The 23678-nt window shown below is 70.2% G+C and carries 26 protein-coding genes; 11 read left to right on the forward strand and 15 right to left on the reverse strand.

The window, feature by feature from the left end; all coding sequences use genetic code 11:
* From NY1_RS38955 to NY1_RS38985, 7 genes are all read right to left on the reverse strand, one after another.
* Positions 1-1172 (reverse strand): hypothetical protein (locus NY1_RS38955; RefSeq protein ID WP_067722698.1); only part of this gene is annotated, 1172 nt, incomplete at its 3' end.
* 67 nt (positions 1173-1239) lie between these two features.
* A complete protein-coding gene (locus NY1_RS38960) occupies positions 1240-2064 on the reverse strand; it encodes a DUF8175 domain-containg protein (RefSeq protein WP_067722616.1) in 825 nt (274 codons plus the stop codon).
* 90 nt (positions 2065-2154) lie between these two features.
* A complete protein-coding gene (locus NY1_RS38965) occupies positions 2155-2421 on the reverse strand; it encodes a hypothetical protein (RefSeq protein ID WP_067722618.1) in 267 nt (88 codons plus the stop codon).
* Complete coding sequence (locus tag NY1_RS38970) at positions 2421-2717, reverse strand: hypothetical protein (RefSeq protein ID WP_067722620.1); 297 nt, start codon at positions 2715-2717, stop codon at positions 2421-2423. The genes NY1_RS38965 and NY1_RS38970 overlap by 1 nt, the downstream gene beginning before the upstream one ends.
* A gap of 148 nt (positions 2718-2865) precedes the next feature.
* Entirely contained in the window at positions 2866-3522 is a 657-nt protein-coding gene (locus tag NY1_RS38975) for a hypothetical protein (RefSeq protein WP_067722622.1), read from the reverse strand.
* The gene (locus tag NY1_RS38980; protein ID WP_067722624.1) at positions 3519-4394 is read right to left on the reverse strand and encodes a MinD/ParA family ATP-binding protein; all 876 of its coding nucleotides are present in this window, start codon (positions 4392-4394) and stop codon (positions 3519-3521) included. Before NY1_RS38980 ends, NY1_RS38975 begins: the two co-directional genes overlap by 4 nt.
* Before the next feature lie 16 nt (positions 4395-4410).
* The gene (locus tag NY1_RS38985; protein WP_169815474.1) at positions 4411-5073 is read right to left on the reverse strand and encodes a hypothetical protein; all 663 of its coding nucleotides are present in this window, start codon (positions 5071-5073) and stop codon (positions 4411-4413) included.
* A gap of 334 nt (positions 5074-5407) precedes the next feature.
* On the opposite strand from NY1_RS38985, the gene NY1_RS38990 reads away from it, so the two are divergent.
* Complete coding sequence (locus NY1_RS38990) at positions 5408-6169, forward strand: 3-hydroxyacyl-CoA dehydrogenase (RefSeq protein ID WP_067722628.1); 762 nt, start codon at positions 5408-5410, stop codon at positions 6167-6169.
* Between the two features lie 62 nt (positions 6170-6231).
* Here NY1_RS38990 and NY1_RS38995 read toward each other — a convergent pair whose 3' ends face one another.
* Complete coding sequence (locus NY1_RS38995; protein ID WP_067722630.1) at positions 6232-6477, reverse strand: hypothetical protein; 246 nt, start codon at positions 6475-6477, stop codon at positions 6232-6234.
* A gap of 124 nt (positions 6478-6601) precedes the next feature.
* On the opposite strand from NY1_RS38995, the gene NY1_RS39000 reads away from it, so the two are divergent.
* Positions 6602-7357: an alpha/beta fold hydrolase gene (locus tag NY1_RS39000; protein WP_067722700.1), complete on the forward strand. Its 756-nt coding sequence runs from the start codon at positions 6602-6604 to the stop codon at positions 7355-7357.
* 33 nt (positions 7358-7390) lie between these two features.
* Complete coding sequence (locus tag NY1_RS39005) at positions 7391-8308, forward strand: ADP-ribosylglycohydrolase family protein (protein WP_067722632.1); 918 nt, start codon at positions 7391-7393, stop codon at positions 8306-8308.
* A 27-nt stretch (positions 8309-8335) separates the two neighbouring features.
* Here the strand turns inward: NY1_RS39005 and NY1_RS39010 are convergent, their stop codons facing one another.
* A complete protein-coding gene (locus tag NY1_RS39010; RefSeq protein ID WP_369690472.1) occupies positions 8336-9775 on the reverse strand; it encodes an MFS transporter in 1440 nt (479 codons plus the stop codon).
* A 49-nt stretch (positions 9776-9824) separates the two neighbouring features.
* On the opposite strand from NY1_RS39010, the gene soxR reads away from it, so the two are divergent.
* The gene (soxR, locus tag NY1_RS39015; protein WP_067722634.1) at positions 9825-10295 is read left to right on the forward strand and encodes a redox-sensitive transcriptional activator SoxR; all 471 of its coding nucleotides are present in this window, start codon (positions 9825-9827) and stop codon (positions 10293-10295) included.
* Here the strand turns inward: soxR and NY1_RS39020 are convergent.
* A complete protein-coding gene (locus NY1_RS39020; protein WP_067722636.1) occupies positions 10287-10991 on the reverse strand; it encodes a TioE family transcriptional regulator in 705 nt (234 codons plus the stop codon). The two genes, soxR and NY1_RS39020, sit on opposite strands and share 9 nt — an antisense overlap.
* Before the next feature lie 113 nt (positions 10992-11104).
* Between NY1_RS39020 and NY1_RS39025 the strand changes: the two genes are divergently transcribed.
* Both NY1_RS39025 and NY1_RS39030 read left to right on the forward strand, forming a co-directional pair.
* A complete protein-coding gene (locus tag NY1_RS39025; protein WP_067722638.1) occupies positions 11105-12322 on the forward strand; it encodes an erythromycin esterase family protein in 1218 nt (405 codons plus the stop codon).
* Between the two features lie 69 nt (positions 12323-12391).
* On the forward strand, positions 12392-14056 hold the full coding sequence (locus tag NY1_RS39030) for a bifunctional 3'-5' exonuclease/DNA polymerase (RefSeq protein ID WP_067722640.1): 1665 nt from the start codon (positions 12392-12394) through the stop codon (positions 14054-14056).
* Between the two features lie 6 nt (positions 14057-14062).
* Here the strand turns inward: NY1_RS39030 and NY1_RS39035 are convergent, their stop codons facing one another.
* Positions 14063-14272: a hypothetical protein gene (locus NY1_RS39035; RefSeq protein WP_157762769.1), complete on the reverse strand. Its 210-nt coding sequence runs from the start codon at positions 14270-14272 to the stop codon at positions 14063-14065.
* 48 nt (positions 14273-14320) lie between these two features.
* Between NY1_RS39035 and NY1_RS39040 the strand changes: the two genes are divergently transcribed.
* From NY1_RS39040 to NY1_RS39055, 4 genes are all read left to right on the forward strand, one after another.
* Positions 14321-15166 carry an AraC family transcriptional regulator gene (locus NY1_RS39040; RefSeq protein WP_067722644.1) on the forward strand — a complete coding sequence of 282 codons (846 nt, stop codon included), beginning with the start codon at positions 14321-14323 and terminating at the stop codon, positions 15164-15166.
* Positions 15167-15366: 200 nt separating this feature from the next.
* A complete protein-coding gene (locus NY1_RS39045; protein WP_233434683.1) occupies positions 15367-16395 on the forward strand; it encodes an alpha/beta hydrolase in 1029 nt (342 codons plus the stop codon).
* Positions 16396-16432: 37 nt separating this feature from the next.
* A complete protein-coding gene (locus tag NY1_RS39050; protein ID WP_067722646.1) occupies positions 16433-17233 on the forward strand; it encodes an SDR family oxidoreductase in 801 nt (266 codons plus the stop codon).
* Positions 17234-17369: 136 nt separating this feature from the next.
* Positions 17370-17681 carry a hypothetical protein gene (locus NY1_RS39055; protein ID WP_067722648.1) on the forward strand — a complete coding sequence of 104 codons (312 nt, stop codon included), beginning with the start codon at positions 17370-17372 and terminating at the stop codon, positions 17679-17681.
* Here NY1_RS39055 and NY1_RS39060 read toward each other — a convergent pair.
* Together NY1_RS39060 and NY1_RS39065 are read right to left on the reverse strand one after the other, a co-directional pair.
* Entirely contained in the window at positions 17666-18304 is a 639-nt protein-coding gene (locus NY1_RS39060; RefSeq protein WP_067722650.1) for a TetR/AcrR family transcriptional regulator, read from the reverse strand. The two genes, NY1_RS39055 and NY1_RS39060, sit on opposite strands and share 16 nt — an antisense overlap.
* Before the next feature lie 4 nt (positions 18305-18308).
* Entirely contained in the window at positions 18309-18920 is a 612-nt protein-coding gene (locus NY1_RS39065; protein ID WP_067722652.1) for a TetR/AcrR family transcriptional regulator, read from the reverse strand.
* A 392-nt stretch (positions 18921-19312) separates the two neighbouring features.
* Between NY1_RS39065 and NY1_RS39070 the strand changes: the two genes are divergently transcribed.
* Positions 19313-20107, forward strand: coding sequence for a helix-turn-helix transcriptional regulator (locus NY1_RS39070; protein WP_157762771.1), 795 nt, complete (start codon positions 19313-19315; stop codon positions 20105-20107).
* Positions 20108-20164: 57 nt separating this feature from the next.
* On the opposite strand, the gene NY1_RS39075 is transcribed toward NY1_RS39070, so the two are convergent.
* Both NY1_RS39075 and NY1_RS39080 read right to left on the reverse strand, forming a co-directional pair.
* On the reverse strand, positions 20165-21505 hold the full coding sequence (locus tag NY1_RS39075) for a lipase family protein (RefSeq protein ID WP_067722654.1): 1341 nt from the start codon (positions 21503-21505) through the stop codon (positions 20165-20167).
* A 22-nt stretch (positions 21506-21527) separates the two neighbouring features.
* Positions 21528-23624 carry a helix-turn-helix transcriptional regulator gene (locus NY1_RS39080; RefSeq protein ID WP_067722656.1) on the reverse strand — a complete coding sequence of 699 codons (2097 nt, stop codon included), beginning with the start codon at positions 23622-23624 and terminating at the stop codon, positions 21528-21530.
* Positions 23625-23678 lie beyond the last annotated feature (54 nt).

A 23678-nucleotide genomic window follows, 5' to 3' on the forward strand; every position in this document is an offset into this window, starting at 1 on the left:
GGACCGCCCACGTATCCGGCGTTTCCGGCCGTGGCGCGCGGCGCGACCGCACGCGTACCGACCGCGCCGAGCGCCGCGATACCCACCAAGGTGCCGGTGGTGGCGGTCAAACCGGAACCACCGCTACCCACGATGGCGACCGCCGGGGTGGCCAGTCGCATGAGCGCGGGCAGCACGAACGCCACGCTGCACAGCAGCACCAGCGCCACCAGCATCCGCTGCGCCTGATCCGCGTCGGGCAGCGTGCCGGCCGTGGTCAGGTCGTCCACGTGCCCGGCGGTGGTGAAGGCGATCATGTACACGATGGCCGCCACCGGCTTCCACAGCATGAACGCGATGATCCAGCTGATCAGCTTGGGATAGGACTGTTTACCGGTGGCCGTGCCCGAAGCCGCCGCCGCCAAGGGCAATACGCCCGCCGCGACGACCAGCAGCCCCTGCCGCACGATGGCCAGCACGATCTGCGCCAGCGCCCCGAGCAGGCCGACGATGGCGATGATCAGCACCAGACCCGGCGAGAACGCTTGCAGGCTGGAGGTTTTCACCATCAGCTCGGCCAGGTCCTTGGCATTGCCGTCGGTGGCGTCGTTGATCACCCATTCGGAGAACTTGTCCGAGGCCTGGGTGCCCGCCACCACCACCGCGCCCAGCATCCAGGAGCTGAAGATGACGCGCGCGAACATGCGGAAGGATTCGGCGGCCTCACTGACCGCGGCGCCGCGTCTGGCTTCGGCGAGCCGGGCTCCGGAGATGATGACCGACACCATCAAGAGCAATATCTGCGCTTGATAGGTGTAGTCGTTGATCTTGGTGAATAGCGCCCCGGTATCGCTGATTCTCTCGTTGGGCACCTTCATCCAGAAGGTCAGCGCGAGGATCAGCGCCTCGCCCAGACCGCTCATCAGCGAGTCCACCACCTTGCCGAAGGTGGAGTCCCACGCCTTGTCGCGCACGGTGGCCGCGGCGTCACCCGGATGGGTGGCCACATTGCCGGCCTTGCACGCGGCCGAAGCGGCGTCGCCGAGCGAGATGCCCGGGATGCCGAGACCGTCGAGCGAGTCGTGTAATTCGTTGCAGGCCGAGTCGAAGCCGTACTGCGCGTAGGCCACCGTCGGAGTCGCGAGCATGACGGTGAACACGACCGCGAAGATCGTGAGTATGCGCCTCAGCATGAAATCCACCTCTCGATGGGTCGCAATGCCACGTTATTCAGGTTTGCGTTGCGCCGGATCACGGTTGTCACCATTTCGTCCACCCCGCAAGCGAATCCACGTAGTCGGTCTGGGAGGACTTGGAGGTCGAGGGCTTGAGCCGCCAATCGCCGGCGTCCCACACCATGATCAGCCGGACCGCCGCCCACAGCTGACGGTTCTCCACCACCGGCCCGCGCGCGGCGAGCCGCACGATGGCCATGTCGTCGGCGTAGTTCTCGACCTGGAAGGCATCCGGGGCCACCAGGTACCGGGTCACCTTCTCGGGTTGCTGCTTCGGCAGCCGGGATTCGGCCAGCGCCTGGTCGTAGGCGGTGACCTGCTGAGCCGACACCCGGACCTGCCGCACGTACAGTTCACGGTCGGCGGGCCTGGCATTGAGCCGGTAGGTGATCTGCGCCGAGGCCAGCACCGCCCCCTGCGGGGTGTGCGAATAGCCCACGGCCAGACCGTTTTCCAGCCGGGTGGGACCGTCGGAGGTCGAGAAGGGCACCGACGCCCCGTAGACCCGCTGCCAGCCGTGCGCGTCCGTCGTCCCGGCGGGGGCGGCGGTGAGCCAGTCGGCATCGGACGGTTTGCGCTGTTTGGACGGATCCTGTGGCAGCGGCTGCCCGGCGGTATTGTTGGGAACATCGACGCGACGGCCGAACAGGTCCACCTCGGGCGAGGCGAATCCGGTGGCGCCGGGATCCGCGGATACCGAAACCGACCCTTCGCCCTGTGCTTTGGGTTTACTGTCGTCACGCCCGATGTACATCACCACGCCCACGATGATGATGAGCACCACCACGGCCGCCGAGGCGATGACGCCGAACGAGACGCGGTCGCGCTCGGGCGACTCCTTCTCGCTCATCGCAGCGCCTCCAAGGGTGTTGTGTCAGTGGGAAATTCGATGTGCATATCGGAAAACGGGGCTTCCGGGGTCAAGGGCGGCGACCGCGCCTCAGGTGGGCAGCAGGGCGAGCGCGATGCCGCTGGCCGACGACGCCATGATCGCGCCCAGCAGGCTCATCACCACCCCGTGCGTTGCGTCGTTCTCGGCCCACTCGGCATTGCGGAACGTGTACCACATCCGCCCGGCCGACACGATCATCCAGGCCATGCACAGCAGCAGTACGCACCACAGCAGCCAGTCGATCAGCTGCATGATGGGCCGCAGCACGTCGGCCGGCATCTGTTTGTAGGCGAGTAGCACCACGGCGGGTGGCATTAGGTGATCACGGCATTCATGATGGTTCCCGCACTGGTCGCCACGATCCCACCGATCATGGCTCCGGCCACCATCTTCGGGGATTCCAAACCGCCTCCTGTCCACTTCTCCCACGCGAAGCGGCCGCCCGCGTAGGTGATGCCCAAGATTCCCGACAGCAATACGAACCAGGTGAAGTAGCGCACTAGCTTCATGAGTTTTTCGGATGCGGGCGGAGCTTCGGGGGTCGGATTGCCCACCCCCTGCGCGAGGATGGTGCCGTACACGTCGTGTGCGGCGGCGAGGAGCATGCTCATTGTCTGTCCTTCTCCAAAAGCGAACTGCTAGTAACAAATTCGCCGGTCACCGGCCGACCGGCTCCGACAACTCCTAGAGGTAAAGGTCCTTCCGGTCCCGGAACCCGGGAACTTGTTCGCGCACAGAGCATTCCAGTTGGATACATGATCACTCCTGACGGCCCGGCTCGTCGAGCCGGGGCGCGTCGAGCGCGTCCTGGACGGCGGCCACGATGCCCGCGCCCAGTTCGCGCATATCCGGGGTGATCTCGGCCAGCGCATCGGTTTTCCGCTTGCGCTGCTGCGGTACGGCGTCGCCGGGCGACCAGACGGGCAACTGGTCGGCTTCGACCAGCGTCCACTCCTCGTGCCACTCGACCTGCCACACCTGACCCGCCAATGACCCGACCACATCGCGATAGCGGCGGATCTCGGCGGGAATCCGGCCCGGGCGCGCGGCGACCGTCACCAGGCCCAGCACCTCGCACGGTCCCGCGAGGCCGGCGTGATGCTGGCGCAGCAGGTCGTGGGCGCGGGTCAGTCCGGCGATGGTCTCGCGGGCAACCAGGACTACGAAGGGTGATTCACGTTCGAAGACGCCCGGCCAGCGCCGGTAGGCGTCGGCGGCGGGGGCGAGGACGTGCGCGAGGGTGGTCGCGCCCGCGCCGCCGTGCACGCCGAGCAGCCACACCAGGGGTGCGCGGCCACCGCCGGGTACGGGCCGGTCCCAGATGGGTGCGCGGCGGGTTTCGGGGGGCGGCACGACTCCGGCCGCCATGGCGGTTGCGGCCTTGCTGGTCTGGTGGTCGTTCATGGCTGCGGTCATGATGCCACTCCAGCAAGCAGGCGGCGATACGCGCGGCGTGTCTCGGCCGCGAGGTTGCTGTGCCGCACCAGTTCTCCGCGCGCGAGGTGCGGGTCGTAGGGGATCTCGCGAATGTCGGCCACCCAGCCGTCGAGGTGCTCCCGCAAATGATCAGCGACCCGAGAATCATTGCCCGGCAACTGGTGTGAGACGACGATCGTGGTGTCGCCGACAATTCCGCCGCCCTGCCCCTCGCCCTGACCGCCGAACTGATCGTCGAGCCACTCGAGGGTGACGCGCAGCCGGTTGGCGGCGTCGGCGCGGGCCGGGATCGACAGCACCAGTGCGATATCGGAGTCCTCGAGCAGCGGGCGCAGATGGCGGCTCGCGATCGGATTGCCGCCGTCGTATACGGCCGTGTATCCCGATTCGTCGATGGCGCGCGCGATCGTGAGGTACGTTGCGCGACGACGCAACGGCGCGGGATCGCGCCACAACAGCCCGATGCCTGAGGTGGCGCGGGAGAGGCATTCCTTGAGCGGCGCGGGTTCGCCGTCACCGCGCCCGTAGAGCCACGATTGCAGGCTGATCGGGCTCAAATGCTCGTCCGCGCCGCGCAACGCGAGGTCGCTGCCCGCGAAAGTGCCGTCCACGGCAACCGTTTGGATACCGGCCGCGGCGATCTCGCCCGCCAGACCCAGCGCGGTGGTGGTGGTGCCGGCGCCGCCGCACCCGCCCACCACCAGAATCGGCCGTTGCGCCGGCGCGGCGTCGCCGGAGTCGCCGCGGCGTTTGCGCAGCCGTACCACCGGAGCCTTGGAACGCGCGGCGGGACTCGACGATTCACCCGATTCGGGCACTTCGTCGAGCCAGCGGCTCCAGTCCTGATCCATCGTCTCAGCTCTCCTCTTATCCGGCCGGGATGCGCGCGGCAGGAATATGGTCGCCGATCTTCATCGTGGCCGTCATTTCGTTGTACGCCGCTCCGGCGTGGCTCGAGTCGAAACGCGCATCCCCAGCGACGGTGCCGATGGATTGCGCGGTGCCGCCGTGGGAGTTCAGCACATATAGAGCAACTCCCCCGACGACGGCTAGCAACAGCACAGCGAAGATCAGGAAGGCGAGCACGAGAAGCCGTCTGCCCCGGGCGTTCCCGGGCGGCGGGACCGGGTCGTCGTCGACGGCGTCCAGCAGTGCCGACGCGCGATCCCCGGCGGGTTCGGCAGGTGCGGTGAGTTCGGCGGATTCGCCGGTGTCACTGGGGAATTCCACGACCGTGGCGCCGCGGTAGCGCACTCGCGGTGCGTACGAGTCGGTTTCACGGCCGGTCATCCAGTCCGACCACGCCCCGCTGAAGTGCTGATTGCGGCGCAGCAGCGACTCCGGCACGGGCGGGATGTCGAGCTCGGGTTCGTCGTCCTGGATGTAGTGCGGATAGCGGGCCGGTCCGGTGTCGGCGCCGAATTCGGCGTCGCCGGAACCGGTATCGGTCTCGACCGCACCGGGTGCGGCCGGCTCGGCCGCGGGATCCAGGGCCGGATACCAGCGCGAGACTTTTTTGTACGACTTCAACATTCCTCCGGAACCCGTGTCCCCAGGCACATCGCGCTGCATGGTGCGGACCCTCTCGGCGGTCGGTTGTGTCGGACGGTCAGGTCGTCTGCGGTTCGAGCCGGGAGCCGTTGCCACCGTCACCGGGTGCGCCGTGGGCAGAACGGTCCCGATCGGAAATTCTCTCGCATAAGCAGGATTCCAACGACTCGACGCGCCGGAAGGCTCTCCTAATAATCCGCGCGTGCGCGCGATAGCAGCCCGGTCAGCGCCCTGTGCACGCCACGCCGGGGGGTGCCTTTTCGTCCGATCTGCGCAGAATCTACATTAACAAGACCAAGCATTTGGAGGTTTCGTGAAGACAGCAGACATCGTCGCGGTGGTTACCGGCGGCGCCTCGGGACTCGGCCTGGCCACGGTGCGCGAACTGCACTCGGCCGGCGCGAAGGTCGTCATCATCGACCTGCCCTCGTCCGACGGCAAGGCCATCGCCGAGGAACTCGGTGAGCGCGTGGTGTTCTCGCCCGGCGACGTGACCAGCGAAGCGGACGTCACCGCCGCGCTGGACGCCGCCCAGGCCCTGGGCACGCTGCGGATCGCGGTGAACTGCGCGGGCATCGGCAATGCGATCAAGACCGTCGGCAAGACCGGCGCGTTCCCGCTGGACGCGTTCACCAAGATCATCAACGTTAACTTGGTGGGCACTTTCAACGTGATCCGGCTGGCGGCCGAGCGCATCGCCCAGACCGAGGAGGCCGACGGCGAGCGCGGCGTCATCGTCAACACCGCCTCGGTGGCGGCGTTCGACGGTCAGATCGGCCAGGCCGCCTACTCCGCCTCCAAGGGCGGCATCGTGGGCCTGACCCTGCCGGTCGCCCGCGACCTGGCGTCGTTCAAGATTCGCGTCTGCACCATCGCGCCCGGCCTGTTCCACACGCCGCTGTTCGCGACCCTGCCGGACGAGGCCATCGCGGCGCTGGGCAAGCAGGTTCCGCACCCGGCTCGTCTCGGCGATCCGTCCGAGTACGGCGCCCTGGTTCGCCACATCGTGGAGAACCCGATGCTGAACGGCGAGACCATCCGTCTCGACGGCGCGATCCGGATGGCTCCGCGCTAGATCGGGCTCGCGGAACGGCCGGGGATCGATGGTCCCCGGCCGTTCCGCGTTTCGCGGACGGGCTAGCTTCCGGAGGAGGAGCCGCCGCCCGCGGAGAAGGTGCCTAGCTGGCGAATGGTGTTCTGCCAGTACTCATCACGCGTGAAGCATTTGGCGGGGCCGCCGCTCAGGCTCGCGAAGAACGAGGCGGGGTAGCACTCGACGTCCGAGGCGGCCGGTTGCGCCGGGGCGGCGGAGGCGGGAGCCAGGCCGGCGCAGAGGCAGGCGCCCAGCGCGACGGTAGTGAAAACAATGCGTTTTACCTTCATGGGGAACTTGTACGCGCCGCCGACCTGCCCGGGGAAGCCCCGGATTCGGGGGCATCGATAGCGTGGCGAAATTCATCGGCCCGGGGTGTTCCAGGACCGGAGCCTCAGGCCGACACTGGGATTCATGAACACTCTCGCGATGACCGAGCGCGGGCAGGGGCCGGACGTGGTGCTGGTGCACGGCGGGGCGGGACCCGGAACCACTTGGGCCGGAACGGAATCGCTGACCGCACGGTGGAAGCTGGTGCGGGTCTACCGGCGTGGATTCGAACCGAGTCCGGCGGCAGTGGACGGGCGGCAGGATTTCCTGGTCGACGCGGAGGATCTGGCGGCGATCTTCGAGGCGCGGCGGCCGCACGTGGTGGCGCACTCGTACGGAACACTCGGCACGCTCCTGGCAGCCGGGCGCGCGCCGGACAGCGTGCGGTCGCTGACGCTGATCGAACCGCCGCTCTATTACCTGGCTGAGTCGGATCCGGCGGTGGCGCGGCTGCAACAGGTGGGTGACATGGTGCTGACCGACGGTCTGGACGCCGATCCGGAGGTGTTGCGGGAGTTCCTGGTTCTCTCCGGAGCGCCCGGAATCGACAGTGGCGAACTGCCGGTAAAGGCCGTCGCCTCGGTGCGGCGGGCACTCGGGGGACGGTTGCCCGGCGAGGCCCGGCCGGACCTGGCCGCCCTGCGGTCGGCCGGAATACCCGCGCTGGTCGCTTCCGGCGGGCACACCCCCGCGTTGGAGAGCATCTGCGATGGGCTCGCGACGGCATTGGATGCGCGGCGAGTGGTCGCGCCGGGCGCGGGCCATTTCGTCGCCGCCGCACCGGGTTTCGCCGAAACACTCGATCGTTTCCTGCGGTCAGCCGACACCACCGCGGGCTGACCGCATTTGCCAGCAGCGAATCCGGTTGGCACCATGGGCACCCGTATGCCCCTGGAAATCGATTTCGCACGGGACAGTCTCGAAGGTCTGTCCGTAGGTGATGCGCTCGGAGCGCAATTCTTCGTCCCCGGACGTTCTTTCCCCGATCTGGCCGCCGGCCGCCCACCCGCCCCGCCCTGGGAGTGGACCGACGACACCGAGATGGCCTGCTCGGTCTACACCGAACTCCGCACCCGCGGCCATATCGACCGCACCGCGCTGGCCGCCACTTTCGCCGACCGCTGCGAACCCTACCGCGGCTACAGCGGCGGAACAGTCGTTGTGCTGCACCGCATCCGCGACGGCCTGCCCTGGTCCGAGGCGGCAGGCGCGCTCTTCGACGGACACGGCTCCTGGGGCAACGGCGCGGCCATGCGAGTCGCCCCACTGGGAGCCTTCCACGCCGGCGATCCGAACCGCGCGGCGGCACAGGCCGCACTCTCGGCCGAGGTGACACACCGGCATCCAGAGGCAATCGTAGGCGCGATGGCAGTTGCCGTCGCAGCGAGCCACGCCGCCACCAGTCGCGGAAACCCTTGCGCACCTGGCGAATTACTGGACGCTGTCGAGCCGTACCTGGTCGAGGGCAGGACCGCCCGGGGTATCCGCCGAGCCCGCGCACTGCTCGGCCGTTCGGTCGCCGAGGCGGCCTACGAACTGGGCAACGGCGCACAGGTCAGCGCCCAGGACACGGTCCCCTTCACGCTGTGGGCGGCAGCGACCTTCCTCGACGACTATCCGGCCGCCGTCACCGCCTGCGTCGAGGCGGGCGGCGACGCGGACACGACGGCGGCGATCGTCGGCGGAATCGCGGCCGCGCGCACCGGAATCGGCGACCGAAACGGTACGCGCGGGATACCCACCGAATGGGTGGCGGCGCGAGAACCGCTGCCGGACTGGGCGTGCGCCTGACCGGTGGGTTTGCCGGATCCGGGCGGCTCACAGGGTTTTCCGTGAGTGATCGCGGGTGGCGAGGACGGAGCTGAGGACGCCGAGTGCGGTGAGGGCGGCGATTCCCACGGCCATCAGGCGCACCGAGTGGACCGGGGAGCTGTCACCGAGGCGGATGAGGGTGCCGGCGAGGGCGGAGGTGACCGTGTAGGCGATGAGCTGGGTGGTGTTGAGGGCGGCTGCTGCTTTCGCGCCTTCGGCGGGATCTGTGGTGCTGCTCATGGCTGCGATGCTCAGGTGCGGGAAGGCCAGGCCGATACCTACACCGGCGAGGAAAAGTGCTGCTGCCCAGCCGATTACCGACGGCGTTCCAGCGTGGGCGGTTTGGAGCAGGGCGTAGGTGAGGAGCCCGGCGGTGAGCATGAGCGGGGCGAGGCGGATGGCGCGGCGTGCCGCCGTGGGGCCGAGGCCGACGCTGAAGAGCTGGGCGACCACCCAGCCGACGGACAGGGCCGCGCCGAGCAGGCCGGCGATGAGCGGGGTGAGGCCGCCCAGTTCCTGGCCGAACAGCGGGACGAAGTTCTCGACCATGACGCCGGCGCACAGGGCGGCGACGGTGAGATACACCCATTTGAGCGGGTTTCCGCGGGTGTAGGTGAGGCGGGGTAGTACCCGGATCGGGCGGTTGGCCTCGGCGAGGAGGAAGGCGGCCACCAGGAGTCCGCCTGCCGCCAGTGCGATCACGGTCGGCAGACCCGGTGATACGGCGGAGCTCAGGCTGAACGCGCCCGCACCGAGGGTGAGCAGGGAGAGTGACAGCACCGGGATCGGCGTGCGGTCGGCGGTGGTATCGGTCTTGCGCGGCAGGGCTTTCCGGGTGAGCGCGGTCAGGATCACCGCCACGGCGGCGAGCAGCGCGTAAGCCCATCGCCACAGGCCCAGTTCGGCGAACAGGCCGCCCAGGGCGGGGCCGATCAAGGTTCCTACGCCCCACATGGCCGAGATCAAGCCCGCCGCCCGGCCCCAAAGCTGTTCGGGGAGGGCAGTTCTGATGACCGCGTAGCCCAGCCCGGCCAGGAGCCCGCCCCCGAAGCCCTGCACGATACGGCCCGCGATCAGCAACTCCATCGACGGGCTCGAAGCGTTGATCACCGCGCCCGCCGCGAACACCAGGTAGCCCACCACGTAGGCGGTCATCGCGCCCGACGCCCCGAGAATCCGGCTGACCAGCATGGAGGCGATGACCGCGGCCATCAGGAACCCGGTCGCCACCCACGCGTAATACCGTGCGCCGCCGATGTCTTCGACGATCGAGGGCATGAGCGCGGCGGTGAAGTAGAGGTTCATGGCGTACAGCGCCACCCCGCCCGCCAGGATCGACACCGACGCCAGGTACCGCCCGGAGAACAATTCACCCCAGGTGCCCGCGCCCGCGCTCGCCGGTGCGTCGTCCGCTGCCGCTGCGTTTTCCGTCTGGATCTCGGTCACGCTTCGATACGCTAGAACTTCAAGTTCACTTGAAGTCAAGGGAGCGGTTTTGGCACAGACACCCACCGATCTGCTGACCATCGGCGAACTCGCGCAGCGGGCAGGGGTGGCCACGTCGGCGGTCCGGTTCTACGAAGATCAGGGGCTGATCACCTCGGTGCGCACCTCGGGTAATCAGCGCCGCTATCCACGGCATGTGCTGCGCCGGTTGTCGCTGGTGCTGTTCGCCAAGCGGCTCGGCATCCCGCTCGCGGAGGTCGCCGAGGTGTTCGCGACGCTGCCGGAGGATCACATGCCGAGCAAACGCGACTGGGATCGCATCTCGCGGCGCTGGCGCGACCACCTCGAGGCGCGCCGACGCGAAATCGAGCAGCTGCAAAGGGAATTGACCGATTGCATCGGCTGCGGATGCCTGTCGCTGCGCCGCTGCTATGTGCTCAATCCGGCCGACGCGCTGGCCGCGCGCGGGGCGGGACCGCAGCGGTTGCTGCATCCCGAGGACGACGAACCGTCACGGTGACCGCTCCGCGTCGAGGGCGGTGAGGTAGGCGTCGAGCCGGGCGGCACCGGCGATCAGGTTGCGGCCGCGCGCGTTCAGCCGGTCCTGCCAGGCGTCAAGGAAGACGCTCAGGGCCTCGGTCCCGCCCGCGGCGCGCAGCGAATCGAGGAACTGCGCGACATGCGACAGCGGGTAGCCGCCGCGCCGGAGTTGCCGGGCGATCTCGGCATCGCGCACACAGTCCGGGCCGTACAGGCGGTATCCGGTGGCCCGGTCGCGGCCCGGGTGCAGAATGCCTTCGGTTTCCCAGGTGCGCAGCGTCGCCGGATGCAATCCGAGCCGGCGGGCGAGTTCGCCCACGGTCAGCGGCGGGCCCGGCACGGGCGTGGGCGCGGAACTCGACAGCGCGCTCAATGCGGCCGCGACCTCGGTACGGGTCCCGCGTTCGGCGAGCAGTTCCACATGGGTGGAATCGATGAGGCGATAGGCGGATTCGGTATCGCCGCGATTGACCGCCCGCATGATGTCGACGGCACGCTGATGCCCGTGCCCGCCGCGCAAGGCGAGGAAGGCGCGCAGCGCGTGCGCGTGCACGGGCGTGTAGAGCCGGTAGCCGGAGCCAGAGCGCGCGGTCGGCGGTAGCACTCCGGCCTCGTCGTAATTGCGGATCGCCTGGGCGGACAATCCGTGTTCCCGGGCCAGGTCGATGGGGCGCAGGTTATGCCTCCGTTTGAGTGTTTAAGCAGTAAATATCAGGTCATCGTCGGCGAAGTTTCACTCGATTCTTCAACGATAGCCTCGAAGGTAGTTCCTTCGAGAAGGGGTTATTCATGCCTGTGACCACCGCACTGCGCGATATCGCACGACAACTGGACGACACGGCGAGCCTGAGCCGGGCCCTCGATGCCCTGCTCACCGCACGCACCGAACCGCCCGCACTGCTCGGACTGGGCGAGCCGACCCACGGGATCGTGGCTTTTCCCTTGCTGCGCAACGAGATCCTCGCGCTGCTCGCCGAGCGCGGCTACCGGTCCATCCTGCTGGAGACCGATTTCTTCGCCGCCGCCCTCGTCGACGACTACGTGAACGGCGCTCCGGGCGATATCGACGAAGTCCTGGAGACCGGATTCAGTCACCGGTTCGGGGCCGTGCCGGGCAACCGCGAACTGGTCGAATGGCTGCGCGCCCACAATGCCGAACGCGCACCCGCCGACCGGATTCGCTTCTACGGCTTCGAAGCTCCGGTCGAGTACGCCGCCGCGCCGAGCCCGCGGCGCGCATTGACGGCGGTCCTCGACCTGCTGCCCGCCGCCCTCCGGCCCGCATCGATCGGCGATATGGCTGCCCTGCTCGGCGCGGACGGCGACTGGTCCAACCCGGACGCCATGTACGACGCGACCGCCTCCATCGGCGGATCCGAGCGCGCCCGCGCCCTGCGCGTCATCGCCGACGACCTGGCCAGCGCCCTGCGTCGCGCCGCCCCGGCCTTGTCCGCCGCCGATCCGCAGGGTTACGACCTGGCGGTCGCGCACGCCCGCACCGCCCTGGGCCTGCTGCGCTATCACGCGGCCATGGCCGCCCCCGGCCCCGATCGGATGGCGCACCTGCTGAGCGTGCGCGCCGAGATGATGACCGAGAACATCCTCGCCGTCCTGACCCGGGAACAGCGGCGCGGACCCAGCCTGGCGTTCGCGCACAACGTGCATCTGCTGCGCGGCAACTCCCGCATGCCGATGGGCGAGGCGGACGTGAACTGGTGCGGCGCAGGCGCTCTCGTCGGCCACGCGCTGGGTGCGCGGTACCTGTCCGTGGCCACCGACGCCGCTCCCGTCGCCGAGCCGAACACCCTCCAGAGCTACCTGGCCGCGGCAACGAACCGCCGCGCCCTGTTCACCGCCGCGGATCTGCGCGCCGCACTCCCCCACTCACTCGACACGAGCAAACCGTTCCTGCAAGGCCACATCCCCCTCCAGCCGGAGGAACTGTCGGGCTGCGACGCCGTCGTCTTCCTCGCCGACACCGACGGCAAACGGCATCAGTACTGGTGACAGCCCCTTTCGGCCCGGCCGCCGCCGCACCTCACCGAACTTGTCTGTGCGCACTGCCAGACTCTGGGCATGCGATGGGCGGTGGCCGAAACCGAGGACGGGGGCGCACGACTGTGCCCGCTCGGCCCCGACGGCCGTGCGGCGGGGCCGATACTGCACGAGCCGTCGCTCGCCGAGGCGGTGCGGTCGCGGCCGGAGGTGGAGCGCTGGGTGTGGCGGTCCACCTCCGATATCTATCGCCGGCTCCTGTCCGCCGGGGTGCGGGTCGAGCGCTGCTATGACGTCGAAGCCGCCGAATCGCTGCTGATCGGGCATGCGGAAGGCCAATCGGGACAGGCGCGTTCGCTCGCCGCCGCCTGGGCCCGGCTGCATCAGCTACCGGTCCCGCCCGACGCCCCGCTGCGCGCCGCCGACGCCCAGCCGTCACTGTTCGAGTCCGGCCCGGTGCCGCTACCTCCCGGCACCGACGAATTCACCGCGCTGCTCGAGGTTTACGCCGGACAGGTCGCCCGCACCGCCCGCACCGAGCACCCGGATCGCATGCGGCTGCTGCTGGCCTCGGAATCGGCGGGCATGCTGGTCGCGGCCGAGATGTCGCGCGCCGGTATCCCCTGGCGCGCCGACGTGCACCGCGACCTCCTGGACGACATGCTGGGCGAACGCATTTCCGGCGATACCGAACCCCGGCGCATGGCGGAACTGGCCGAGGAGGTCTCGCGCGCGTTCGGTCCCGGCGTGCGGGTGCGGCCCGATCTGCCCCAGGACATCATCAAGGCGTTCGCGCGCGCCGGAATCACCCTGTCCTCCACCAGGAAATGGGAACTCCAGGAAGTCGACCATCCCGCGGTCGCGCCGCTGCTGGCCTACAAATCGCTGTACCGCCTCTACACCGCGCACGGCTGGTCCTGGCTCGAGCAGTGGGTGCACGAGGGCCGCTTCCGTCCCGAATACCTGCCCGGCGGCACCGTCACCGGCCGCTGGACCACCAATGGCGGTGGGGCGCTGCAGATTCCGAAGATCGTGCGCAAGGCCATCCGCGCCGATCCGGGCTGGCTGCTGGTGGTGGCCGACGCCGGGCAGATGGAACCCCGGGTGCTGGCCGCCATCTCCCGCGACCCCGGCCTGATGGAGGTGGCCGGCCGCGGCGACGACCTGTACGCGGATCTGGCCGCGCGCGGTTTCGGCGGCGATCGCGCCCAGGCCAAGATCGCGCTGCTGGGCGCGATCTACGGACAGACCTCCGGCGACGCCCTCACCCATATGGCCGAACTCCGCCGCCGCTACCCCGCCGCCGTCGCCTATGTGGACGACGCGGCGGCCGCGGGTGAGGAGGGCCGCCTGGTCCGAACCTGGTTCGGCCGCACCTGCACACCCGCGGGCGCGGCCTTCGACCAGGTCGATCACGATGCGCCCGCGAGCTACGGCAGTTCGCCCCGCGCGCGGGCCCGCGGCCGGTTCACCCGCAATTTCGTGGTGCAGGGCAGCGCCGCCGATTGGACGCTGCTGGTGCTCGCCGGACTGCGGCACGCGCTCGCCCGCGACGGATTGCGGGCCGAGCTGGTCTTCTTCCAGCACGACGAGGTCATCGTGCACTGCCCCGCCGAGGAAGCCGAGGCCGTCGCCGCGGCCATCGCGAGCGCGGCCGAGACCGCGGGCCATATCGCCTTCGGCCGTACCCCGGTCCGCTTCCCGTTCACCACCGCCGTCGTGGAGTGCTACGGCGACGCCAAATAGCCGCCGCTACAGCAGTTCGACCTCGTCGAATTCCACCGTCATGCGATGCCTGCGCTCGCGCAGCACATTGCCCTCGCGGTGCGCGACGCCCTCACCGAAGTCGATGTGCAGCTGGGCATTACGGGTATCGACACTGAGCACGACACCGCAGATGCCGCTGAAGGGTCCCGCCGGGAAGTAGATGACGTCGCCGGGCCCGAAGTCGGTGGGTATCACGCTGCCACGGTAGTTCAGGACCGGCGGCATGGCTCGTAACATGGCGGTATGCCGGTCGAGCCGTTTCGCCTAGCCGGGGCTGTGGTGCAGGTCGCCGTTCCCGCCTGGCCCGCGGACATGCCGGGGGTCGATATGGCCGGATTCCGCGGGTGGACGGCCGATCCCGTCGAACTGCCGGTGGTGCCGTACCCGGCGGTGACGCTGTTCCTGGATTTCGGTGACGGGCTGTTCGTCGACGACGCGAGCGGCCGGCAGGTGAACGGGTCGGGCATCGTCGGGCTCGGAGCCACGGGCGTGCGCGGGTCCGGACGGAACATCGACCTGCTGCAGGTGCGGCTGTCACCGGTGCCGGCGTACGCGATGCTCGGCGGCGCGGCGGCGGGCGCCGAACCGGTGCTGGCCCTCGAGGAGTGCTGGGGACGCGATCTGTCGATGCTGCGGGAGCGATTGCGGGCGGCCCGGTCCTGGGACGAACGGTTCGTCATCGCTGCGGATGCGGTGAACCGGTCCACGGCGGCGGGGCGGGCGGTCGATCCGGAAGTGGGGTTCGCGTGGCGGCGAATCACCCGGAGCCGGGGCCGGATTCGCATCGAGCGACTGGCCGAGGAGACCGGGTGGAGCCGCAAACGCCTGTGGGCGCGGTTCCGCGCGCAGGTGGGGTTGACGCCCAAACAGGCGGCGCGGCTGGTCCGGTTCGATCATGCGGTGCACCGGCTGGCCGCCGGGCATCGCGTGGGAACCGTCTGGGCCGACGGCGGTTACGTCGACCAATCGCACCTCAATCGCGAAACCCTGGCCTTCACGGGATTGACGCCCGCGGCGCTGGCGCACGCGCCCTGGCTGGCGGTGGATCCGGTGGCCTGGGCCGCCCCCGCTCACACCCGCCCGCACTGACCGAAACACGGCCGTGCCCGGCGGCGATACCTTGTCGACGGCGCACCCGGTCATGGTCCGCGCGGGGGGAATTTCGCTCTGGGGCATGACAATCCGCGCCGCGCCGGTCAAGATGATCTTCGGTCTCGACCGAACATCGTTGTTGTTTCGACCCGTAGCGCCCCGGCCCCGCCGGACGCGGACAGGAGCGCCCCGTGGCAATGTCGCCGCTTCCGGAATCCGGCGGTTGTGTGTTCGTCGAGGAGATCGGCCACGCCCGCATCGCGACGCGGATCGCGCACCCGGTACTGCGCACCACCCTGCAATCGTTCCTGCGGGCGGGCGCGTGGGTGGCCGATCGCGGGGACGGGTCCGCGAACCTGGTGTTCCGGGTGACCCGCCTGTCCGAAGCGCCGGCGCGGGTGCTGGGCGCGCCGCGCGAGCTGCGCCGCGAACCGGTGGTGTTCGAGCATTTCGACGCCGAATGGCTGTGGACCGCACCGGTTCCCGATCCGCAGGTGCGGCGCGAGGCCGCGATCCTGTACTTCCACGGCGGGGCGTTCATCGCGGGCGGGCTGAACAGCTACCGCCGCCACACCGCGCGGCTGGGCCGGGAGAGCCGACTGCCGGTGCTGAGCGTCGACTACCGTCAGCTGCCCGACGCCCACCCGAACGAGAGCCTCGACGACGCGCTCACCGCCTACCGGCATCTGCTGGCCGAGGGTTTCGCGCCCGAGCAGCTGATCGTGGCCGGTGATTCGGCGGGCGGCGGGCTGGCGCTGCGGCTGGCCCTCACACTGCGCGATCTCGGCCTGCCGCTGCCGGCCGGGCTCTCGGTCACCTCGCCGTGGGCGAACTTCGACTCGACCGCCCGTGACGCGCACCCGAATTCGAACGCCGACGCCGTGCTCCCGGCATCCGGACCCGATATGGTGGTGCGCCGCGGTATCGCGCGGGACGGCGTGCTGGATCCGGCGTGGTCGGTGGTGAACCACGACTTCACCGGACTGCCGCCGATCCTGCTGCAGATCGGCTCGCGGGAAATGCTGCTCGCGGACGCCTTCGAGATCGCGGACCGCTGTGAGGAAGCCCGGGTGCCGCTGCGCCTGCAGATCCGCCCCAGCGCCCCGCACACCCTGATCCATCTCGGCGCGGACGTGCTCGCCGACGGCCGGGACGCCGCCCGCGACGCCGCCGAATTCCATCGTGCGATGATCGAGGCCGGGCAGGACGGGCGCAGCGTCGCCTGAACCGCCCGGCCGGCCGGTTCCGAGCAGAGAGGCTCGCATGTCCGTCAACGCAGCCAGTCCCGCCGTCTTCGTCACCGGCGCGGCGGCCGGAATCGGGCGCGCCGTCGCGAGCCGGTTCGCCGCCGCCGGCTGGACCGTCGGCCTCTACGACATCGACGCGGAAGCGGTGGCGCGCACCGCGAAAGAACTCGGCGGCTCGGCCGTCGCCGGGGCGCTCGACGTGACCGATCCGGCCGGCTGGGAACGCGCGCTCACCGAATTCACCACCGCCACCGGACGACTCGACCTGCTGGTCAACAATGCGGGCATCCTGTACTCGGGCCCGTTCGGCGACACTCCGCTCGAGCGCCTGCACCGTGTGGTCGACGTGAACGTCAAGGGCGTCCTCAACGGCTGCCACGCCGCGCTCCCCCACCTGCGCGCCACCCGGAACAGCCAGGTGATCAACCTGGCCTCGGCCTCCGCGCTCTACGGCCAGCCCGGCCTGGCCGTCTACGGCGCGACCAAGGCCGCCGTCCGATCCCTCACCGAGGCACTGGATTTGGAATGGCGGCACTACGGCATCAAGGTCCACGACCTGCTCCCGCTCTTCGTCGCCACCGGCATGATGGACGAGGTCGCGCGCGGCTCGAAATCCTCCGGCACCCTCGGCGTCCACCTCACCCCCGCCGATGTGGCGGAAGCCGTGTGGCGCACCGCGACCGGCCGCGAACTGCTCCCCAGCCCGCACGTGCTGGTGGGCGCGCAGACCAAACTCCTCGCCGCCGCCACCCAACTCTCCCCCACCTGGCTCAACCGCCTCGTCGTCGGCTGGATCAGCAAGGCCGATTCGCTCTGACCGTGGTGGCCGCGGCGGTCAATCTCATGGCGTCCGCCGCCATGGGCCGACCGCGCGCCGCGCCCTAACGTATCGAGAAAGGCTGCCGCACAGATACTCCCGGCGGACCGCCGGCGCACGGATCGGAGGACGCGGCATGGGCGACGACGCTGTCATCGAGTTGGTGCGCGCGGCCGCCGGCGAGGTGCGGGCGCTGGCCGAGCGTACCGAGGGGAGCGTGCGCAAACGGCTGCACGTGGTGGTGCACGCGCTCGAGCTCGCCGAACGCGATATCGCCGGCGCGCCGGAGGATCCGGAGGAAGCCGCCGCGCTGGCGCGGGCCATCCGGGCGGGTGCGCCCGATGACGCGCTCGTCGCCGAGGCGATGCGAGTGCGCCGGCGACTGCGGCGGGAGCTGAGCGGTGGTCATCCCGGACCGGCCGGGCCGCGGGATCACACGGTGTCGTAGAAGACCAGGTCCATCATGCCGACGATGCGGTCGGCGTCGAATCGCGCCGGATCGTCGAGCACCAGCTTCGCGCCGGTCTGGATGAGGCTCTGCACCACCCGCACCAGCACCTCGAGATTCACCGCCCCGGCGGCGTGACCATCGGCGAGCCAGTCGGACAGGGCCTGCCGCAACGGGATTCGCAATTCGTCCCGCGCCCGCCCGACCCGCTCGCGCAGTACGGGCGGCACCCCGTCGATGGGGAAGTACACCAGCCGCCAGGTGTCGGGCATACCGCGCACCTCGCCGAGGAAACGCACCAGCGCCGCCCGCAGGACCGCCAGCCGGTCGGCCTCGGGGCCCGCCGGCGCCACCCCGGCCATGGCCCGGCGCACCGCCGCGCCCATGCGCTCGGTCTCGCGGGCGATGAGCTCGTCGAGCAATTCCTCACGGCTGCCGAAGGAGTCGTACACCACCGGCCGCGTCACGCCGCCGCGCTCGGCGACCGCGGCGATGCTCACTTCGGTGAAACCGCTCTCGGCGACTATCCGGCGCGCCACATCGAGCAGCTGTTCGCGGCGGTCGGCGGGCGAAAGTCGTTTGGCGTAGCGGCGTTTGGCCGGTGCGGCCTTCGTGTTCGGCATCGCCTCAGCCCCTCGCCTCGACCGCGAGCGGACGGGCCGCGGCCGAGCCGGTGAGCCGCCGCGACAGCCAGCGCAGGGTCTTCGCCACTTCCTCCCGGGGCAGCGCCGGATCCCCGGCGAGCACCAGCCGGGCCGCGGTCTCGCAGACGGCCAGGGCCCCGTGGCTGAGCACCTCGGCGTCCACGTCCCGGTCCTGCGCCGCCGCGGCGACGGTGATCAGCAGGCGGGCGCGCTCCCGCAGTTCCGCCTTGCCGCGTTCCACCCGCTGGTACGCGCCCGGGGGCGCGCCCTCGGCGGGCATGAGCACGAACTGCCAGCTCCGGGGCGCGGACAGCACCAGGTCCAGGAACACGTCCACCAGCTGGACCCCGAACTCGGCGGGGTCGGCGCCCGGCGGCAATTCCGGTATGGCGGCCTGCGCCAGCTCCAGGACCAGTTGCTCCTCGCGATCCAGCAGCGCGGTGAGCAGTTCGTCGCGATCACCGAACTCGGCGTAGAGGGCGGGCCGGGTGATCCCGGCGGCGCGCGCGATGGCGTGCATGCTGGCGCCGGCATATCCGTCGCGGACGATGAGATCCCGTGCCGCGTCGAGGATCTGCTCGTGTCGCGCCGTCACCGCTCCTCCAGTCCCGTCCAGCACGGGCCGCCCCGGCCCGGTGGCGACAGTTTACGCATTGCGACCCTGCCGTATTCCATTGCGGTGCTGCGGGACCGAGCGGAGGACCCCATCGTTAGCACGGTTTGCCCGAAAGTCACACACGACTCACCAGACCCAGGCGATATATTGTTACCCGCGAAGCACATTCATCCCGTACAGCGGAAACAGCGTGGCCGATGTCAGCATGTTTTCCGTAACAAGGTTTTCCAGTAGTTCGCTAAGCGCGTTTCGATCTTGTCTTTCGCGGGGTGAAACGGTATTGAAATAGGTCAAGAACTGAACTATCGGAAGCGCGATCCCCGGCGAACCCTCGTCGCGTTCGTGGTACCTCGTTGGAGAAGGATGTTGGCGTGGGCCTGAATGGGGACTCCAATCGCGACTCCGGGCAACTGCGCCCGCCGTCGTTCGGGAAGCTCCTGCGCCGGCTACGCGAGGATCGGGGGGTGTCGCGCGAGCGGCTCGCCTTCAATGCCGGGGTCAGCGCGAGTTATGTGACGCACCTGGAGAAGGGCGACCGCGGGCATCCCACCCACGAAGTGGTGGACGCGCTGGTGCGCTATCTGGACCGGGTGGACGCCCTCGCCCCGGTGGAGCGGCGGCATCTGTTCGATCTGGCCGGGCTGGCCAACCCCGAGGTGCCGTCGGTGGAGGAACTGCGCGCGGGCATCACCCCCGATATGCGCGATGCCCTCGCCCTGCACGAACCGCACCTGGCCGCCTACCTCGATACCCGCTGGAATGTGCTGGCGTGCAACGAAAGTTACGCGCGCGCCTTCCCCGGACTGCGCGAGGACGTCAATATCCTGCGCTGGTTCCTGGCCAACGAGCGCTCCCGGCAGGTCATGGTCGAATGGGACGAGGAACTGCGTCTGACCGTGCAATGGCTGCGCAGTCTCATCGCCACGGTCGGCGATACCGCGTGGTCCACCGACCTGCTCGCGGAACTGGGACAGTACGAGCAGTTCCGCGAGCTCTGGGACGAGGGCGCGGTGGCGTACGGGCGCGAGCGCTCGCTCATGCGCCTGCGCGATCTCGACACCGGGGAGATCCGGTCGGTGGCGGTGCAGTTGTTCCGGGTCAACTACGGTCCGCATCCGAATCAGGTGCAGATCTTCCTGGGCCTGCCGACCGGCGCCGACGGCTGATCCGAGGAGTTCCGGCGGCGGGCCGGGACGGGACGATCGGATCAGCTCGACCGCTGGTCAGGACGAGACGGCGGCCGCGGCGGGCGGCCGCGCCGGTGCCCGTTTCGCGGCGATCGGGCGGCCGGTCAGGGCCGCCAAGGTGACTCCGAGCAGGCCGAGGTAGCCGCGCGCCGCCGGCTTGGACAGCGCGAGAGACAGGACCGTTTCGGTGGATCCCGGCGGGACCGGGCGCGCGGCGAAGCGGTCGGCCAGCCAGTTCTCCAGCAGCGGCGCTGCCAGCACACCCAGGGTGATGTGGCCGCCGAGCAGGTCCCGGACATAGCGCACCGGTGTACCGACTGCTCGGTAGCGATCGACCAGGCGGTCCACATTGCCCACGGCGATGACGAGATCGTGCACGCCCTGCACCACCAGCACCGGGAAGGCGGGCGGGTGATCCCCGGGCGGCAGATCGGCCAGTACGGCCCGCACCCGGGGCAGCGTCCGCAGTTCCGACAGGTCGGTGCCGGCGCGGGACACCATGCGAGATCGCCTGCCGCCCAGCAGGATCGCGACCGTGGTGCTGCGCTCCGCGCGCTCGAGCAGGGCCAGCGACGACTGGTCCAGGTGCTCGTCCAGGCTGGCGGCCAGCTCGGGATAGGCACGGCGCAGACCCGCCACGCACAGGGTCGCCAGCCCGCCGAACCAGGAACCGTTGAGGCGGTAGAAGGTCGATTCCAGATCGCCGACCGGGGAACCCAGGGCCGCGCCGACGATAGCGAGCTCGGGTGCGTAGGCCGCGGCGGATTCGGCCGCCCAGACCGTCGCCAGCCCGCTGCCGGAGTAACCCCACAGCCCCACGGGCGTCTCCCGCGGCAGACCCAGGAACGCGAGGGTGGCGCGCAGGCCGTCGAGGGTGCGGTACCCGGGCTCGCGGGGCGCGCCGAAATGACCCGCGATACCGACGTGATCGGGCACCGACACCGCCCAGCCGCGCGTCAGGGCATGCGCGATGATCAGCAGCTCGTACTGCGGAACCGCGCCCAGGGCTCGCGCACCGCGCCGGAAAGCGTAGGAGGGCAGGCATTTCGAGGCCACGGCATCGATGGCGCACTGGAACGACACCACCGGCCGCACCGCCGCCGGATCAGCGCCCCACGGCAGCAGCACCGTGGTGACCGCCGCCTCCGGCCGCCCGCGCAGATTCGTACTGCGGAACAGCAACTGCCAGGCGCTGATTCGCTGCGGCACCACCCCGAGCAGGCCGAGTTCCACCGGCCGCGAACGCAATACCGTGCCGGGCGCATGCTTGCCCAGCCCGCGCGGCGGCCGGTAGAACGGATCCTGCTCGGGCAGTAGCGGTTCCGGCGGCGCGGCGGGCGCGAGGACCGGCAGTTCACCGATCGGTTGTGCGTGCATGGCTGACCCCTTCCGAACAGTGCTATCCGACAGCGGTGTGTGACGCCGATTCCGCCACCAGCGCGAAGCGCAGTTCACCGCGCCGCGCGACCGACAGCTTGCGGTAGACCTTGGTGAGATGCTGTTCCACGGTGCTGGTGGTGATCTCGAGCGCGGCGGCGATCTCGCGATTGCGCTGACCGGCCGCCGCGAGTTCCGCCACCCGGAGCTCGGCCGGGCTCAAGGCCTCCTGCGCCCCGCTGACCAGCGGAATCGGCTGCGTGATCACGGGTTCGGGCAGATTGCCGCCCAGGCGTTCGGCGGGTTCGGCCGCCCCGCACGCCGCGTTCAGCCGGGACGCTTCGCGCAGCAGCGGCCGGGCCCGGTCGGCATCGCCCATGGCGCGATAGGCGTGCCCCAGATCGACCAGGGCGGTGGCCAGTTCGCGCTCGTCCGCCCCCGCGCGGGCGATGGCCACCGAGCGGCGCAGCAGCGGCACCCGCCGGTGCTCGTCATTGGTGGCGGCCAGCAGGCGCAGCGAGACGCCGCCGGTGCGGTGCCCGTCGGCGCCGCCGATCAGATCCAGGTGCAGCGAGGCGAAAGCCTGTGCCTGCCAATGCTGTCCGGCGGCCAGGCTGGCGGCGGCCATGTCATTGCGCCAGGGCGCGAGCCAGGCGAAGTCCATCTGCCATTCCTGCATGAGGTTGCCGCAGCGGCGATAGTGCCGCAGCGCCTCCTCGGGCCGCCCGGTGGCCAGGCAGTGATCGCCGTGCGCGCTGAGATACGCCAGGGCGAAACGGGAATCGAACATGGCGCGTGGCACCGGGCGGCGCAATTGCGCGGCCGCCTCGGCATGTTTGCCGAGCGCGGTCAGCGCCCGCACCAGCACCGCGAGCGGCCGCCCCACCCACACCCCGAGGTGGTCGGCGGGCAGCAGGTTCAACGCCAGCACGGCGTGCTCGGCCGCGCCGGTCAGATTCCCTTTGCGCAGCAGGGTTTCCGCGCGCGCGGCGGCGAACACGGACTGCCAGGTGGGCGCGCCGCGGGCCGCCGATTCGGCCAGCAGCGAGACGCACCAGGCGTCGGCGGTGTCCAGGCGATCGGTGTGGATGAGGCAGTCGACGGCCGCGACCAGCACTTCCACGGTGGTGAGGGTGAGCCGGTGCCCGGCCAGGATGCGCTGCGCCGCGGTGGCCAGTTCGGCCGGCGGATGCTGGGTCCACAGCGCCGCCAGCAATTCGGCGGCGGGACCGTGCGGGGCGTCGCGATCGGCCGGATATGCGGTGTCCGGTCCCGGCCCGCCGAACAGCCGCTGATAGCGCTGCACCTGCACCGGATGCGTGTAACGCAGCCAGGCGCACAGGAATTCGAAGCGCGGGCCGCCGGGCAGCACCCCGTCGGCGGCGCGTTCCAGGCGGGTGAGGGCATGGTCGGCGTGCAGGGCGTACCCGTGCCAGAGCATGTGCAGCACGGTCGCGGGCAGTTCCGGGTGCGGGACCCGGCCGGTGCGCAGCGCGGCCTTCAACCGGCCGAAATTACGGGTCCGGCTGGAGGGGTTGGTACACCATTCGACCGAGACCAGCCGGGCGGCGATGGCGGCCCGCTCCCGGGCCCGGCGGCTGGCGCGGTAGGCCAGCTCCAGACACTGTCCGGCCCGGTCCAATTCGTATTCGCGCAAGGCTTCGTCGGCCGCCGCGACCAGCACCCGCGCCGCCCAGGTGCCGCGCACGTCGCCCGCCGCGACCAGGTGCCGGGCGACGTAGGCGGCGGGAAATCCGTTCTCGTACAGCAGTTCCGCGGTCCGCGCGTGCAGCTCCCGCAGTTCGTCCCCCGGCAGCTGCCCCAATAGTCGTTCGGCGTGCTCGGGACGGGCCCACCGCTCCCCCGCCACCAGCCCGCGGTTCGCCAATTCCGCTACCACGCCGCGAGTTTCGGTGATGTCGCCGCCGGTCAGCGCGGCCGCCAGCCGCGCGGTGCCGACCCCGCCCAGCACCGCCAGCGCCCGCATGACCCGCAGCGCACCGGGATCCGCCTCGTGCAGCGCGCTGCGCACCGCCTGCTCCGCGCCGTCCACCCGGCGCGGGCGCGGACGGGTGCCGCCTGCCGCCTGTGCTCGGTCCATCGCGACCGACCGCCGCATCTGGTGTCCCTTCATCGATCGGATGCGCCCGACTGAAGGGATGGCACGGCGAGC

Origin of the sequence: Nocardia yamanashiensis NBRC 100130 (assembly GCF_001613325.1) — a bacterium.
GTDB lineage: Bacteria > Actinomycetota > Actinomycetes > Mycobacteriales > Mycobacteriaceae > Nocardia > Nocardia yamanashiensis.